A 15,272-nucleotide genomic window follows, 5' to 3' on the forward strand; every position below is an offset into this window, starting at 1 on the left:
GGTAAGTTATTTACGCACAGATCCTAAATGGAACTATGCGCCCACCTCGCTTGAAGGGGTATCTTTCAATTTTTCTAAGCAATCGTCTGTAAATTTCTGGTAATGGTATAACTTTATTACCGTGTGTATACGTACTACCTTTGTTCATATTTCAATCGCCCCCAATCGTTTGAATATGTTCATGGTTAGCCACCCAAGGCAAAACCAATCGACCATTCGCTGGCGGACTGATTCCCCGCCAGCCCATTCTTCACGTTTTTCATTTTTATTCACGCCAATTATTTTATATTGTACCTCTGTTTCAAAATATTTTCAAGGAACGTTGAACGTTTTATTAATCCACGCTCCTTATCGACACTTTCAAGAACTTTCGGTTCAATAGTGATGTTTATACGCTGTTTCATATGCACATTAATACTATTCGTGATGTTATAAAGCTGAAAAAACCGTTAGCAAGCATCACCATTCTCGATAGTAGCTACATTTTTATATCGTTTCAGTTGGTCAAAATACGATAAACTGCTGTCGTACAACCACTCATCGCCCTCTATAGGCGACACATCGCTTTCCGGCTTTACAAACTCTTCATCTATATCGGAAAGGTCGATATCCGGTAATGCGTTAAGTATATCCTGATATTTTTCATCAATCTCCGCCTCAGTGCTTTCTATAGCATCCGCCTTTTTTTCTTCTATTTCATTTATTCTCGTGTTATACGGTGCTTCAAGCTTTTTGCATTCCGCTTCCATCTCATCTTCTATCGCTTGGATTTTGGCAAGGTATGGTGCTTTAAGTTCCTCGCGCTTCCTATCCAATTCATCATACAGTTCATCAATGCTGTTTTGATATGGTGCTTCAATGTCCTCGTGCTTATCTATCAGACTATTAAGATATTTGATTTCTTCAAACAACGATTTGTCTGTCAATGCAGTTATCGCGCGATTGTATATTTCGCTATTAACTTCGTCTATTTTTTCGTATGCTGCACTGACTATATTTTCGTCGAAATACGGTTTAAGTGCATTTTCCACGATTTTTTTAAACTCCCCTGGACATATACCTTCTAAAGCATCCAATTCAACTGCACCTTTACCATGTTTCTTTTCAAACTTTTTTTTGCTTTTATCTCCATCTTTTATGGGTCTCCTCGGTAGTTTGTATTCTTTAACTTGCCAGGGGAGTAAAGCGATAGGCTTTAGTTTTATGTCTTTATCCACACCCTTAGACCTGACTAAAAATTCTATTTTCCGTGCGAAGGCAGTGGGCATATGTTCTCCCTTCCCGTCGAAATCGCTGATATAGAAAATTAGGACAGGCTTATTTACATGTTCAATCCTCTCCATCAGCAATGTCACTGCTTTCAGTGACCCCTCGCCTTTGAATGCTTGATAATTCGTCAAGTATTTCGCACAGATGGGGTCGAGGATTCTGTCGTGGTCGGTTTTTTCAATGAATAATTCGGTGTGATATGGCTGCAAATCATCAGGGAATACCCCCATATCTGCGGTGATTATTTCTTTATATTTGTCTGCTTCCGACCGAACCCATCTGTCGATATCGATTTTACAATATATGCCATCAGCGTACTTTATATTCGGTAACTCTATCTCTTTATCATCGGTATCGGTATCAATATTGTATTTTAAGCGACCATACCTTCTATGGATTTGTGGCGGCGGGTTTTTAGCATCAACGATTGCATCATAGTCGATTAGACCCATATATCGTGCGAATTTTGATGCGTCAGTCGTGCGTTTTGTCCATTTATTTTCATTCAAATACGGTTCACCATCCCAGTCCATTAGGTTTTTTGCGTATGCGTAGTAATGTTCGCCCCGCGGGTTCACTTCATCGTCGCCGGTTTCTTCTGCCCTTTGTTTGAAGACCTCAGCAAACCATACCGCATGTTTTTCTTGCCACCGTTGTGGTATGTAAAATGGGTCGTTATCTGGATGCAAAGCCAACAGGTGTTTCCTGATGTCTTTGTCCTTCATCCCGTGTTTATCTGCGTACATTAGTACGGAGGCACGACCGCGTATTACTTCATCTGTTTCGTCGTCTTGTTCAGTCATAGTAATAGGGTCAATAGGTGAGTTTCAAAGGAATCCCGAAATGTTCTCTAAGCAAATCGCACACGTACGTTGATCTCGGAATACGTCCTCTTTTTGTATCCAAGATTTTCAATAATTCACGGTTTATACTAAATCCAATGGGTATTGTCTGTTGCATGGTATCATTAACCTGTACCAGCCCACCGCGCAACTTCAATACCGCAAGATAAGCCCTTTGAAAAAAGTCAAATGTCAAATGGACTATCGGTGGTCGCCGTTACTACCGCTTAATATTGTTTTCAATAATCATATAGTTGTGCTTAGCCTGCTATCGAAAATTACGTACAAGTTAAAAAAAGATAGCTACCAAGCCTGACCTGCGCGACTAACTCATCCCTTAATTGTGGGGCGCGTTCTCAGTCTTATCGGGGGAACTGTCTAAACCATCCCGTACGGGCGGGTTTGTACTGTTAGGAAGTTCACCAGAATTTCCACCATTTTATGTTTTGATATTCTTTTACTGTTTGTTCATATTCATTATAAACTACTTGTTTAAGTTCTAAGAAATTTTGTATAACAACTTTGGTTTCTACACGCCTCATAACCTCATCATTCAGAAATTGATATGTAATAAAGTCTAATAGAAGGGTGGATAATTTTTGGTTTGCAAGATTTAACTTTTCAATTGCTATTTTCTTAATATCTTCAAGGTCTTCGTCCTCTTTTTCTAATATCATATCCCATGAAACGTCAAAGTCTCTATTGTATTCCATTAGGTTGTCAAAATATTTCATTTTGATAAATAATGGAAGTAGTAACTCATCTATTTGCGTTTTTAAGAATTCCAACTTTTTTTCTTTATAAAATTGATACTCAAAAAAAGAATGTTTGTCGCTAAAGCTGCTATTATTCCTATAATTGCCGGAATAACATAATCAGTTATCATTTTGTAACTTCACTTCCATAACTTCCACCACGGCTTCATATTTTGACATTCTTTTCGAGTTCTTCAGTTGTCACGACAGCGAACTTTTTGCCGTGCTTCTTTTGAAGGTCGTCCGGTAATTCCCGTAATTTTGCCTCGAACGTAAACTTGCCATCGGCGGTTTGCCGCAGCCCAAGGGCTTCCTGCATTGCCGCGAACATATTTTCCAATTCAGCTAACCGTTTGGCATCCTTATTATCTAAAGATAGCATTTCTATGTTCTTTTCAAATGTTAAGAAAGGCAGATATTTTATGTACAGGGTTTTTAACACATCAGGGTCAGAATCGAAGTATGCCACGTCTGAAGCTGACTTATAGTGACCTAACAGATAATCCACTTTGGGCTTTGGGCATCCAGCGTTTTCTAAAGTCGATGAAAAAAACTTTCGTAGTGAATGGGAACGCGTTTTGATCATGTACCGTCCGTTAGTATAACCTAACTCCTTGCCCAGGTTATTGAATATCTGTGTAAAATATTCTTTATTTAACTGGCTGCCAGTCATATATGATACGAACAGGTAATCGTTCGTGGTAGGTTTTAATTTCTCAATCCTGCTTCTTTCATCCAGGTAATTATCAATCGCAATACGGGCTTCAGGGCTGATAAATGTACAAAAGTCGGTATGTGTCTTTTGTCGCCGTAACTGTACTATTCCGATACCTGTCGAGTCGTATTCAATGCTATTTACCTTCAAGTTTATGATTTCAGTCCTTGCTAACCCGCTTGTTGCCATTGTAAGGAAGATTGCTTTATCGCGCAAGTTTTTAGCGTTTATGATAAGCTTCTTAACATCCTCTTTTTTCAAGAAACATTGGTTTTCCTTATACGGTTTTGCTCTTTTCAACTTCCCGACACTATAAGATAATTCTACATCAAAAGCACGATAGAAACTCATGATAGCGGATAACGCCGTATTGACTGTGTTTGAACTCTGGTTCATATCCTTCAACAACTGTCTAAATGCAAGAATGTAATCTGTGGATTTTCTTTCTGCGGGTAATATCCCCTGTTTCAATTCAGCGTATGATTCATCGATGAGTTCAGTTGGTGTTTTCCCTACAAGGTCGCAAAACTTCTGCATATAATAGAAATATACATGTTTTGTACCATCGGATAATTCAAGTAAAGCAGCCGCCTTTTGTAGTTTAGGGTCTGATTCTATATCGACGTTCATGGTTCACCCGTATTTTCATCAGCGCGTACACGCTGATGCTTAGACCGTCAATATGCTTTCAGAGGTATTAAATATTACGTAAAAAAGTAAGTATTACTGTAGACCAAAATCACTTTTGATTATATCTTAAAACAGGCAGCCAGGATATTGTTAATATCACGCCTTAAAACTCATAAACTTCTGTAATTTGTGTATTCTCTATATAGTAAACATATATGCTTTTGATAGATAGCCTTAAGTGAGTAAAAAACGTAGTTAGCATGAGTTTATACTCGTACAGGGGGTAAAATTATGAAAGCAAAAACAAAGGGAGTTATAGCCATATATGTACTGCTAATACTCACAATACTATCAATAGCAGTAGCAGTGGTATATGCAGCAAGCACAACTGATGACAACCAAAATCAATCCAGCGACCCGAACATGACGTACTATTGGAACGAGGATCGCGATGGTGCACTTATAGTCTCGTTCAGCTATGGTCAGCAATACATAATCCCTTACGGCGTAGCTATTGAAGAGTACAATGAAATACGTAACGAACGTCACAACAGCAACCTTAAATATCAGGCAGAATGCCAGCCTGTAGGTTATGATAGCGATGGTAAAGCAGTGTACTCTGAAATATGTGTAAATAAGCTCGATGCGATCGCCAGAAAATACGAGCTTGGACTTCAAAAATTAAGCAGGGAATACAATATACCCAGGGAATATCTCTATTGAGATCGTGATATCGGACAGATAAGATAGTAGATAGATAAGATAGGAAGTAAATAACGCATTGAGAAAAACGGGTTTTCTTTTTATTGATATGTTTTGTCTTCTTTTCATTTACTTTTCGATTATCCAATGCTGGTTTTGTACTGGCATTTACCCGGTTCCCAGCACATTTAAGCTTTATGATGTTAATAAATAGTTAAATGGGCTATAATGTCTTATTGTTGCCAGATAAGGGGTGTAAATCATGATGCTATATGAACATGCTGCCAAGGAGATATTTTCACGATACAGTATCCCGGTCCCGGAAGGGAGGCTTATCACAAGGGCGGATGATGCGGGCGCAGCAGCAAGGAAACTGGGAAGCGTTGTCGTTAAAGCTCAGGTCACAGCCGGCGGGAGGGGAAAAGCCGGCGGTATCCTTACAGCCGAAACTCCGGATGAAGCAGTAAAGGATGCACAGCGTATCCTTGGTATGTCGATAAAAGGAATGCCTGTTAAAAAAGTACTTATCGAGGAATACAAGAAACCGGATAAAGAGATGTACCTGGGGATAACCATCGACAGGAAGGCGCGCCGCCCGATAATAATGGCAAGCACGGAAGGCGGCGTGGATATCGAAGAGACAGCCAGGAGCAACCCTGAAAAGATCTTCAGGGTGCATATTAACCCGCTGACAGGGCTCCATGAGTACCAGGCAAGGAGGGTCGCATATTTCCTGGGCAGGGAGAGTTCGGCTCAAATTGTCGATGTCGTAAAGAAACTCTACCGTGTTTTTACGAATAACGACTGCACGCTTGCCGAGATAAACCCGCTGGCTCAAACAGGAGGGGCAATCATTGCTCTTGATGCAAAAATGATCCTGGATGATAATGCCCTGTTCAGGCAGCAGTTCGAAGAGGAGGAAGAAGATACTCTCACCGGGCTTGCAAAAAAACACGGGATGAGCTATGTCGCTCTTGAAGGTGATATCGGATGCATAGTAAACGGAGCAGGGCTTGCGATGGCAACACTTGATATGATAAAACAATACGGCAGCGAGCCAGCCAATTTCATGGACGTGAGGGCGGGGGCAAGTGAAGAGCAGGTAAAAACCGCGTTGCGGATAGTATCGTCCAATAAAAATGTAAAGACAATACTCATCAATATCTTTGGCGGTCTTACAAAATGCGATGAAGTGGCGCGAGCAATAATCGATGTAAGCCCGGAAATAAAAGTGCCTTTTGTTGTGAGGCTTGCCGGGACTAACGAAGATGAGGGGCGGGCAATGCTTGAGAGGCTGGGTATAACCTTTGCATCATCCACTGAGGAAGCAGCAAGGAAGGTGATAGAACTTGGGCATACTTATAGATAAAAATACGCGCGTCCTTGTACAGGGAATCACTGGGCGTGAGGGGTCATTCCAGGTAAAACAGATGCAGGAATTCGGGACGAACGTCGTGGGAGGCGTGACACCGGGCAAAGGAGGAAGCGAAGTATACGGAGTTGCGGTCTTTGATTCCGTAGCCGAAGCGGTTGATGAGGTAAAACCCAATGCATCGGTTATTTTTGTCCCCCCGAAGTTCGCAGCGGATTCTATCTTTGAAGCCATCGACGGTGAAATAGGATTGATAGTGTGCATTACCGAAGGCGTCCCTCTGCATGATATGATGCGCGTGTGCGCCTATCTTGAGAACTCATCCTCAAGGCTTATCGGTCCGAACTGCCCCGGCATGACAACGCCCGGTGAATCGAAAATCGGCATAATGCCAAACCCGATCCACCGGGAAGGTAACGTTGGACTGGTATCGAGGAGCGGTACGCTTACATATGAGATAATAGACCTTTTATCAAAGAGCGGGATCGGGCAATCAACATCCGTTGGCATAGGCGGCGACCCGTTGATAGGTACGTCGTTTGAGGAAATACTGCAGCTGTTTGAAAAAGACCCGATGACCCGCGCGGTCGTGCTTGTAGGGGAGATAGGAGGGACAGCCGAACAGGATTCGATAAAATACATAAAGCAGATGGACAAGCCTGTTATCGCTTACGTGGTCGGTGTTTCAGCGCCCCCGGGAAAGACAATGGGTCATGCGGGAGCTATCGTATCGATGGGAGGAGGTACAGCGCTTGAGAAAATCCATGCATTTGAGAAGGCGGGCATCACGGTAGGAAGAAGTCCTGAGGATATAGTTCAGAAAGTCAAATCTATATTATAAATTAAATATATTTATTAATATGTCTTACCGAAAGTTATATATATGCTAAGCCGCTGTATTATGTATTGGAGGCTGACATGATAATCATCATTACTATGAAAAATAGTTGTGATAATATACATGAGTCCGAGCCCGCTACCTCCTACGGGTTGCTCTTCTGTTGCTAAATAGGGGGTGAAAATCCCCCCTCGGACAATTCCTCCTTTGAATCGCCATCTGCAATAAAAACAAAAAAGATAGAGGAAGTCACCCCCCTCTATACCTGAAGCTGTCTTTAATTAGTCAGCTGCTTCGATTTCTGATCCACCGAACAGCTCATTGTCTTCAACGACTGCCGAATCGTTTTCAACGATCTGGGAGTCCTCGATTTCAACAAGTTCCAGTTTAATCTTCTTCCTCGATATCTTCAATGTCCAGATCTACGTCCTGTTCTATGTCCTGTTCATTTTCCTGTTCTGTTGATATCACTGCAATGGCAGTCTGATCGAGTGAATTTTCCTGTTCGTTATCACCATTGGTTGTTGCATCTCCACCATCTGCATCAGCGACAGCAACTGCATTTCCAGAGTCATCATTTGACGCACCGGAATTATCCAGACCGCCGATATTATCATCTGAATCTTCGCCGCCGACATCGTGGCTGCTTTCGTCCTCGGCTTCTGCATTAGCATTTGCTTCAGATTCTGCCTGGGCATCGCCGCCAACGGCGATCTGTGCGTTAATGTTGACCTGGTCACCTTCGTTTTCCTGGCTTTGAGCTATCGCACTGCTTGCCCAGTTTGATGCATCCTGTTCGTTTTCAATTTCCGTTCCAATTGTTATGCTTGCCATTGCTGGCATCGTCATTCCGACTACTGCTGATACCAGCAGTAATAGTGCCAATATTTTCTTCATGTATTTTACCCCCATATATTCTTTTAGGCACACAATCTCTCATGTCCCACTTGCGTGAAATTCCCCATTCAAGTTATTTCATATTTTTATCTTTTCAGGGCATTTCTTTTGTGCAAAAGCACATGAAACTTGTTATGCCCACTCCGTTGACAGGATTCGAACCCATAGAGCCCTTCACCAGTCTCCCACCAGAGCAACGGTGCCATCATTAATCCTTCATAATACCCATTACATACAGAGAACCGATATGTAACTTAAAACTTTCCAACCTTAGATTGGTATGAGAAACTCCTTTATCAATGCTTTTTCTTTGTTAGCTATGGACTTTACCTATAGCTAACCATCCTGGAACAATGTAACTTTATAATAGGCAGATGTAATATTTTGTCCAAAAACAAAAACTATTAATCTTTCCGCACTGTTTAACCCGCCATTATGAAAAAAGTAGTACTTGCTTACTCGGGCGGACTTGATACTTCTGTCTGCATACCCTTATTAAAAGAGCATTACGGATGCGATTATGCAATCACAGTGACCGTGGACGTGGGACAGCCTGAAAAAGAGATAGAGCAGGCTGAGAAGAAAGCGGCTGTAATAAGCGATAAACATTACACGATAGACGCAAAGGACGAGTTCGTAAATGGCTATATCTTCCCTCTCATCAAAGCCAATGGAAGCTACGAAGGCTATGTCCTCGGCACATCGATAGCCCGTCCCCTCATCGCCCGCAAGGTCGTCGAAATAGCGCAGAAAGAGAACGCTGATGCCCTCTGCCACGGCTGCACCGGAAAAGGCAACGACCAGTTAAGGTTCGAGGCTGTGTTCAGGAGCACTGCACTTCCGGTCATAGCCCCGATGAGGGACATGAACCTGACGCGCGATTGGGAAATGGAATACGCAAAGAAACATGGGATACCCGTAGCTGCCACGAAATCAAAGCCGTGGAGCGTGGATGAGAATATCTGGAGCCGCAGCATCGAAGGCGGCAGGCTTGAGGAGCCAAATTTTATTCCTCCTGAAGAGATATTTGAGTGGACGGTATCGCCTGAAAAGTCGCCCGGCGCGGAGATTATAGAGCTCGGTTTTGAAAAAGGCATCCCGGCATCATTGAACGGGGAAGGTCTTGATGGCGTCTCTTTGATACGGACGCTTAATAAAACAGGCGGCGCTCACGGCGTGGGACGCACGGACATGATAGAGGACAGGGTGCTCGGTCTTAAAGCCAGGGAAAATTACGAGCATCCCGCAGCCACGATACTGCTGACCGCCCACAAAGACCTTGAGAAGCTTGTGCTTACAAGGGATGAGTTGCGCTTCAAGTCACTCGTTGATGAGACTTGGAGCGAGCTTGCGTACAAAGGTCTTGTGGACGAGCCCCTATATTCAGACTTGAATGCTTTTATCGATAAGACGCAGGAAAGGGTCTCGGGCAATGTAAAGCTCAGGCTCTATAAAGGCAATGCGAAGGTTGTTGCAAGGGATTCGCCATATGCTCTCTATTCCGCCGACCTGTCATCGTTTGATAGCAAGACGATTGACCAGAAGGATGCGGAAGGATACTGCAAGTATCACGGGTTCCAGGCGCGGTTATATAAGAAGATGTGTTAGTTCTTCTTATAAATGAGAAGAATTACCTTCTCATTCGGGTGGAATAAATCCATCTGATAATGTTTTCAAGAAAGCTACAATATCGTCCTCCTCTTCATCAGTCAATCCAAGGTTCCCTAATTCTTTTGTGTTCATGTTAAGAGCTAATTCCGGCAATGGCCAGCAGTTCACACCTTCCCTGCTGCCTTCGAAGCCGCAAACAGGTAAAACATCCCTTGTATTGTAGAAATGCACGATCTCTTTAAGGCTCTTAAAATAGCCATTGTGGGAGTAAGCTTTTATGAAATCAGGAGTCGGCCTCTTATCCACATTTCGCAGCGTCGGCACTTTGAACTTTCCATAATTTTCTTTCTGAAGTTGTAAAAAATCACTCTGCGTCGAGAGGAATCCACCCAACCCTGTATCTACAAAAGCCGCTCCAAGCGGGTTGAACTCTGCCATATTGTAGAAAGGGTTCTCCGGGTTCCTCGGCGTACCGAGATTATCATAGGTGAAATCGGTGAACAAGGAACGTTCGCCATCGGATGGGTGGCACTTATCGCATTTAGCTTTCCCTTTAAACAATAAAAGGCCCTCCTTCTCCTGTTTTGTTAATTCTGCCCTGCCAGTAAGGAAGTAATCGTATTTCGAGCTGAACTGGTTTACTTCACTTGAGGCTTCATATGCTGCTATTGATAAAGCGATATTATCATACGCTTCACTCACGTTATCACAGGCATTATCGCCCCATACCTGTTTGAAGAGGTCTACATAGTTTGAGCTGCACACTTTTTGGACAACAGCCGAAGCATCTGGATTATTCTGCTCAAGCGGATTCAGGAACGGTCCCTGTGCCTGGTCGGCTGCAGGATTTCCCAGTTTTTCACCGGTTGCCCGCCCATCCCAGAAATTGCCGCCTATAAAAAACCCTCCTTTTCCCTTTTCAAAGTGGAAAATAGGGCTGGAAGTGGCGTATGCAGAGCTCGGCGGCTTGCGATTTCCGAACCGTCCCTGCACTGCACCTTCATAGACCGAGCCGTGAGCGTTGATGTTTGAATCAGTACCTGTCCAGCCTGCTTCGGAACCATGGCAAACAGCACAGTCCTGCCCTTTCGGTTCTGATAGGTTCTCATCGAAAAACAAATTCTTTCCAAGCATTTCTTTAGGCGTAAGTTCTACTGCTGCTGCAGTCCCTACAACAGCCAGCAGCAAAACTATCGCACAAATCAAAATTCTTTTACTTAACATAGTTGATTTCTCCTTTGATTATGTCCTCTGTTTAGGTTTTTCAACATTTTTTCTCTTATTTTTGTGTATTTACCTCTGGCAAGACTCACCTGAGGCTGCCTTGTATAGCGCCCCACCTTAGCGCTTGATGCACTTACCACACTACCTTTTAAGGCAAACCCCCGCGCATCTCGGATTTTTTGAAATGTGGTTATAACAATGATAGAAGAGTAATAAAAATGAACCTATTCAAAGTTACTTTTTATAACTCCCCTAAAAGCCCATAATTGTAGATCGTATTATATTATGATTTAAATCATAATGATTATTAATTATACTACTCATGTATTTACAGTTTTTCTATAAGGCTGGCTTCATTTAAAAACAAATAAGATGTAAAGATAGATGTAAAGGCATATATCAGAGGCATGTGTTAGAAGCATAAAAGTCCCTCACTCAAAGTAAATTTTACTCTCAGGTATATCCCGAAAGTCCATCAGTGGTATTGTAACTATCTTTTGGCTTTTGTTTTTAGACACGCAAGGATGATATAAAATAACTTTTTACCAGCAAAGTATTGAAGGAAGCGAAATCTTAATAACCAACAACCGCTTAAAGGGGTGTTAATAGGATCAGGCGGATAGTTATAATTTCTGGGGATAAACCAAAGTAAGACATATACGGTTTGAAAATGTCGTACCTTTGTTGCTTGCTGGGAACAAACTGTTATCCGCAAGAAAACTTAACGATATAATAAGGGGATTAAAATGTATTTTAAAAAAGAGAGGATAGTGGCACTTTTAACTATTCTAATTATTGTGATTTCAGGAGCAAAGGCAGCAGACGATACTGCCGGACGTCCAGAACATCTTGATTATACCACAGGTAACTTCTGGGTAAATTATACCTGGTCGGCTGGTGCAAACACGGATTCGTTCAATGTCAGCATCAACGGAAACTGGAGTAACGGCTCAACAACACTTTTCAAAAACATAACAGCTTCGCCGCATGGATGGGCAAATATTTCGATAGCTGGCTATAATTCAACATCGGGACAGTTATCGGGTTTTGAATATATGAGTACCCGGATTCCGAATAATCCGGTAACCCTGACAAATGTACAATCCAGTTACCTTTTGTACGAGGGGCAAACTCTTTACATCAGACCAGGTTATACCGATGCTGATGGCGATAAAGGAACATTTGCTACAAATGCAGCCTGTATAACAAATGCAAAATGTACTTTTAACACATCTACTGGTGTCGTTTCATGGAAAACAAGTGGAGGAGATAAGAACATTTATAACTGGCAAATCAATGTAACCGACGGATACGGCAGTATTTCTCAATGGAAATTTACTGTAACTGTAAATCCCAATACCGGACGTCCAAAGCTTGCTTATACCACGGATAACTTCTGGGTAAATTATACCTGGTCGGCTTTCCTTGATGCAGATTCATATAATGTAAGCATCAATGGAACTTGGAGCAACGGCTCAACAGAGCTTTTTAAAAACACAAGGGGTTCGCCTCATAGTTGGGTAAATATTTCTGTAGCCGGCTATAATTCAACATCTGGACAGTTATCGGATTTTGAATATATGAGCACCCGGGTTCCGAACAATCCCATCACTCTTACAAATGTTTCTGACAGATATCTCCTGAATGAGGTCGGTACTCTTTACATCAGCCCCACTTATACCGATGCTGACAGTGATAAAGGTGTATTTGCTACAAATGCGGCATGTGTAGCAGATGCAAAATGTACTTTTAATCCATCTACGGGCGTTCTCTCGTGGACAATAGGACAGCAGAACAGCGGGATTTATAACTGGTATATCAACGTTACCGATAGATACGGCAGCGTTTCTACACAGGATTTTAAAGTAATAATCCCCCTGGATCACATGATAAATTTTATTCAGCCCGCTATAGTAAACGATTCTGAGCAATGGGTTGATGCCAGGGTCGGTCATGTAGGAAAACTCATCGGGGTCAATGCTACCTTCAAGAATACAGGGGAAGAATCCCTGGTTCTTATGATAACCGAGATTTATAATAACTCAAGAAACGATCTTTCGTCATCAATACCACCACTTGCAATAAATAAATCGTTTTCTTACAGAAAAGTATTTGAAATAAATTCTACCGAGGTAAAAGGGGGTTTATTTAATTTCACTTTTGAAATAGAGGCTAAGGGTTCCAATGGTCGTGAATTTACCTATAGATACACAAACACCACTACTATTTCCCTTCCGGTAATCCCTATTTACAAAATGAAACGAGCAAATGCTGATGCCGTCCTGGTTAGTCAGGGCCGTAACACCCCTCCTATAATTTATACCCTTGAAGCTAACAGCAGCGTCAATTTGATAAATGTTTCTATTTACGATCCCTTTTATCCGGATAAATATTTTAACATTTCAAAACTTGAAGCCAATAAACCCAGAAGTATAAACTATACTTACCAGGCTACTACTAATGATTTATCTTCGAAGAAATGCGACGAACCGTTTCCCTATTGTATTATAAACCAGGCAACCTTCACGGGCAGGATCGAATCATCCGGTAAGCTAATCAACGATACCGATTATGTGGAAATCCTGGTAGGTTCTATCAGCAGCCCGGCAAGCAGCAGCCGGGGTGGAGGCGGCAGTGGGGGAGGCGGTGGCGGCATACCTCCCAGTGAGGATTACAATAACATAGAGAAGAGGGAGCTAAGGGAAATGGATGTATTTTCAAGAACATCCTCAGTTTATACCTTCAAATCTGTTGACCCGGTTATGGTGGTGAGCTTTGAAAGCAGCACAAGCGAGAATGGAATAGCGGTCGCAGTAGAAATACTGAAGAACAGGTCAAAACATGCCGGGACTGATGCGCCGGGCAAGCTTTATAAGTACTTCAATGTCTATGCCGGCACGAGCGGCTTCGGCAAGAAAGTAAGCAATGGTGTTGTGGCTTACAGTGTCAACAATAGCTGGCTTGAAAAGAACGGTCTGGATCCGGAAGATATACGTATGTATAAATGGCAGGGAAGCTGGGTGGAAAAGGATACTGATATTGTTGAGAGAAGAAGAAATCAAACTTATTATGCAAGTCTAGTGGGAAACTTCAGCAGTTTTGCCATTGCCGGGCTTAAGAAACCGGAAGTGATCTCGGTTTCCCCGCTTATGAATGATACTTTAAATGAATCCAATGCAACCCAATCAGCTAACTCGGGCTCTAATCTGACCGTGGGTTTAAGCCTGGTTATGTTGGTAATGGCAATAGTCGGGATAGTGTCAGTATATTATTATTATTTCAGGAAAAAATAAATGTGTTAATAATGGGCCCGCGGAGATTCGAACTCCGGATCTCCGCTGTGTAAGAGCGACGTCATAACCGACTAGACCACGGGCCCTCTGGGCTTAGATGTCGTTTGGGGTATATAGTTCTTATCAGTTCGCTTTCAAAAATCACAAGTTTTAAATCTCGCATGAATATAATCAGTGCATGGACTACAGGAAGGGCTCGATAGGACGCATATTCATTGCAAGGGTTGACCACGGCGAGGATTTACTTGCTGAGCTCTCTTCTTTAGCCCTCAAGGAGAGAATAAAGTCGGCTTTTTTCATTATTCTTGGAGGACTGGAAAAAGCTGAATTTGTTACGGGACCGAAAGAGAGCGTCTTGCCACCTGTAGAAATCTGGTCAGGATTTGATGATGGTCATCAGCTAGTCGGAGCAGGCAACATTTTCTGGGAGAACGATACACCCAAAATCCATCTCCACGGGGTGACAGGAGATACTAAAGAGATTGCTATTGGCTGTATAAGAAAAACCGCGAGGACATTTATGTACCTTGATGTATTCATCATAGAGACGGATATCCCTGCCAAAAGGGTTTTTGATAAAAAAATAGGAGCTTCTCCAATAAGGTTTCAATAAGGTCGCCTGATATGTTCTCCGCATGCCAGGCATGTAGTAGTTATATAATCCCCCCGTAATCTTGTGCGTGCAGTTACGCCCTGGACTAAATAAGCATGGCAGTGTTTACACATCTTTTCCTTTAGCTCCTGCGGAATCCTGACACGATACCTCATCCCGATGCGGCGCGCAAGCCACACATACCTGTTGCTGCGCCCGGGATGAGTCTCAAATTCCTGGTCTGCAAGCTCAAAAAGCCGCTCAATCCGCTGGAACGCCATGTCCTTTGCCCAATCTTTCTGTTTTTTGCGCATGCCGGGGTAATTGGCGGGAGGTTACAAATAGGTACTGTCCTATCGCATATTTTGATACATATCGGTATCGGCAAAATATTGGATAATCCGATATAGTTTATCTAAATCGGGCCTCCCTACCTCTCTTTACCAATGTGCCCTTGCAAGAGATACTAAAAACTTAAACGGAAATCTATATATACGATAGTATATTATTTTAAGCTGAAGATGCAGTCACT

General features: G+C 42.5%; 13 protein-coding genes and 1 tRNA gene. 6 read left to right on the forward strand and 8 right to left on the reverse strand.

Going from position 1 to position 15,272, the window contains the following annotated elements; all coding sequences use genetic code 11:
• Window positions 1–278: 278 nt before the first annotated feature.
• The 4 genes from MNV_RS20615 to MNV_RS06815 form a co-directional block, all read right to left on the reverse strand.
• On the reverse strand, window positions 279–404 hold the full coding sequence (locus MNV_RS20615) for a hypothetical protein (protein ID WP_256999981.1): 126 nt from the start codon (window positions 402–404) through the stop codon (window positions 279–281).
• Window positions 405–449: 45 nt separating this feature from the next.
• Window positions 450–2,072: a hypothetical protein gene (locus MNV_RS06805; protein ID WP_096204705.1), complete on the reverse strand. Its 1,623-nt coding sequence runs from the start codon at window positions 2,070–2,072 to the stop codon at window positions 450–452.
• Between the two features lie 458 nt (window positions 2,073–2,530).
• Window positions 2,531–2,845: a hypothetical protein gene (locus tag MNV_RS06810; RefSeq protein WP_179293845.1), complete on the reverse strand. Its 315-nt coding sequence runs from the start codon at window positions 2,843–2,845 to the stop codon at window positions 2,531–2,533.
• Between the two features lie 187 nt (window positions 2,846–3,032).
• A complete protein-coding gene (locus MNV_RS06815; RefSeq protein ID WP_096204708.1) occupies window positions 3,033–4,211 on the reverse strand; it encodes a tyrosine-type recombinase/integrase in 1,179 nt (392 codons plus the stop codon).
• Between the two features lie 291 nt (window positions 4,212–4,502).
• Here MNV_RS06815 and MNV_RS06820 point away from each other — a divergent pair, with 291 nt between their 5' ends.
• The 3 genes from MNV_RS06820 to sucD all read left to right on the forward strand — a co-directional run bounded on the left by MNV_RS06820 (window position 4,503) and on the right by sucD (window position 7,126).
• A complete protein-coding gene (locus tag MNV_RS06820) occupies window positions 4,503–4,934 on the forward strand; it encodes a hypothetical protein (protein ID WP_096204710.1) in 432 nt (143 codons plus the stop codon).
• 241 nt (window positions 4,935–5,175) lie between these two features.
• On the forward strand, window positions 5,176–6,282 hold the full coding sequence (gene sucC / locus MNV_RS06825) for an ADP-forming succinate--CoA ligase subunit beta (RefSeq protein WP_096204711.1): 1,107 nt from the start codon (window positions 5,176–5,178) through the stop codon (window positions 6,280–6,282).
• On the forward strand, window positions 6,263–7,126 hold the full coding sequence (sucD, locus tag MNV_RS06830) for a succinate--CoA ligase subunit alpha (protein ID WP_096204713.1): 864 nt from the start codon (window positions 6,263–6,265) through the stop codon (window positions 7,124–7,126). The genes sucC and sucD overlap by 20 nt, the downstream gene beginning before the upstream one ends.
• 384 nt (window positions 7,127–7,510) lie before the next feature.
• Here the strand turns inward: sucD and MNV_RS06835 are convergent, their stop codons facing one another.
• A complete protein-coding gene (locus MNV_RS06835) occupies window positions 7,511–8,008 on the reverse strand; it encodes a hypothetical protein (protein WP_143311675.1) in 498 nt (165 codons plus the stop codon).
• Between the two features lie 444 nt (window positions 8,009–8,452).
• On the opposite strand from MNV_RS06835, the gene MNV_RS06840 reads away from it, so the two are divergent.
• The gene (locus MNV_RS06840; RefSeq protein WP_179293851.1) at window positions 8,453–9,628 is read left to right on the forward strand and encodes an argininosuccinate synthase; all 1,176 of its coding nucleotides are present in this window, start codon (window positions 8,453–8,455) and stop codon (window positions 9,626–9,628) included.
• 30 nt (window positions 9,629–9,658) lie between these two features.
• Here MNV_RS06840 and MNV_RS06845 read toward each other — a convergent pair whose 3' ends face one another.
• Entirely contained in the window at window positions 9,659–10,855 is a 1,197-nt protein-coding gene (locus MNV_RS06845; protein WP_096204718.1) for a cytochrome-c peroxidase, read from the reverse strand.
• A 746-nt stretch (window positions 10,856–11,601) separates the two neighbouring features.
• Between MNV_RS06845 and MNV_RS06850 the strand changes: the two genes are divergently transcribed.
• Window positions 11,602–14,148: a PGF-pre-PGF domain-containing protein gene (locus tag MNV_RS06850; protein ID WP_096204720.1), complete on the forward strand. Its 2,547-nt coding sequence runs from the start codon at window positions 11,602–11,604 to the stop codon at window positions 14,146–14,148.
• Between the two features lie 12 nt (window positions 14,149–14,160).
• Here MNV_RS06850 and MNV_RS06855 read toward each other — a convergent pair.
• Window positions 14,161–14,234: transfer RNA gene (locus MNV_RS06855), tRNA-Val, on the reverse strand.
• A 92-nt stretch (window positions 14,235–14,326) separates the two neighbouring features.
• On the opposite strand from MNV_RS06855, the gene MNV_RS06860 reads away from it, so the two are divergent.
• Window positions 14,327–14,761 carry a PPC domain-containing DNA-binding protein gene (locus MNV_RS06860; RefSeq protein ID WP_096204722.1) on the forward strand — a complete coding sequence of 145 codons (435 nt, stop codon included), beginning with the start codon at window positions 14,327–14,329 and terminating at the stop codon, window positions 14,759–14,761.
• Here the strand turns inward: MNV_RS06860 and MNV_RS06865 are convergent.
• Complete coding sequence (locus tag MNV_RS06865) at window positions 14,755–15,054, reverse strand: ribonuclease P protein component 4 (RefSeq protein ID WP_096204724.1); 300 nt, start codon at window positions 15,052–15,054, stop codon at window positions 14,755–14,757. The two genes, MNV_RS06860 and MNV_RS06865, sit on opposite strands and share 7 nt — an antisense overlap.
• Between the last annotated feature and the right edge of the window lie 218 nt (window positions 15,055–15,272).

It is taken from the genome of Candidatus Methanoperedens nitratireducens (assembly GCF_900196725.1).
GTDB lineage: Archaea > Halobacteriota > Methanosarcinia > Methanosarcinales > Methanoperedenaceae > Methanoperedens > Methanoperedens nitroreducens_A.

What these genes read in the sequence shown, in the direction of transcription:
- MNV_RS06865 (WP_096204724.1), bottom strand. Translation starts at nt 15,054, where the DNA reads ATGCGCAAAAAACAGAAAGATTGGGCAAAGGACATGGCGTTCCAGCGG.
- MNV_RS20615 (WP_256999981.1), bottom strand. Translation starts at nt 404, where the DNA reads ATGAAACAGCGTATAAACATCACTATTGAACCGAAAGTTCTTGAAAGT.
- MNV_RS06860 (WP_096204722.1), top strand. Translation starts at nt 14,327, where the DNA reads ATGGACTACAGGAAGGGCTCGATAGGACGCATATTCATTGCAAGGGTT.
- MNV_RS06815 (WP_096204708.1), bottom strand. Translation starts at nt 4,211, where the DNA reads ATGAACGTCGATATAGAATCAGACCCTAAACTACAAAAGGCGGCTGCT.
- MNV_RS06845 (WP_096204718.1), bottom strand. Translation starts at nt 10,855, where the DNA reads ATGTTAAGTAAAAGAATTTTGATTTGTGCGATAGTTTTGCTGCTGGCT.
- MNV_RS06850 (WP_096204720.1), top strand. Translation starts at nt 11,602, where the DNA reads ATGTATTTTAAAAAAGAGAGGATAGTGGCACTTTTAACTATTCTAATT.
- MNV_RS06820 (WP_096204710.1), top strand. Translation starts at nt 4,503, where the DNA reads ATGAAAGCAAAAACAAAGGGAGTTATAGCCATATATGTACTGCTAATA.
- MNV_RS06810 (WP_179293845.1), bottom strand. Translation starts at nt 2,845, where the DNA reads ATGAAATATTTTGACAACCTAATGGAATACAATAGAGACTTTGACGTT.
- MNV_RS06805 (WP_096204705.1), bottom strand. Translation starts at nt 2,072, where the DNA reads ATGACTGAACAAGACGACGAAACAGATGAAGTAATACGCGGTCGTGCC.
- sucC (WP_096204711.1), top strand. Translation starts at nt 5,176, where the DNA reads ATGATGCTATATGAACATGCTGCCAAGGAGATATTTTCACGATACAGT.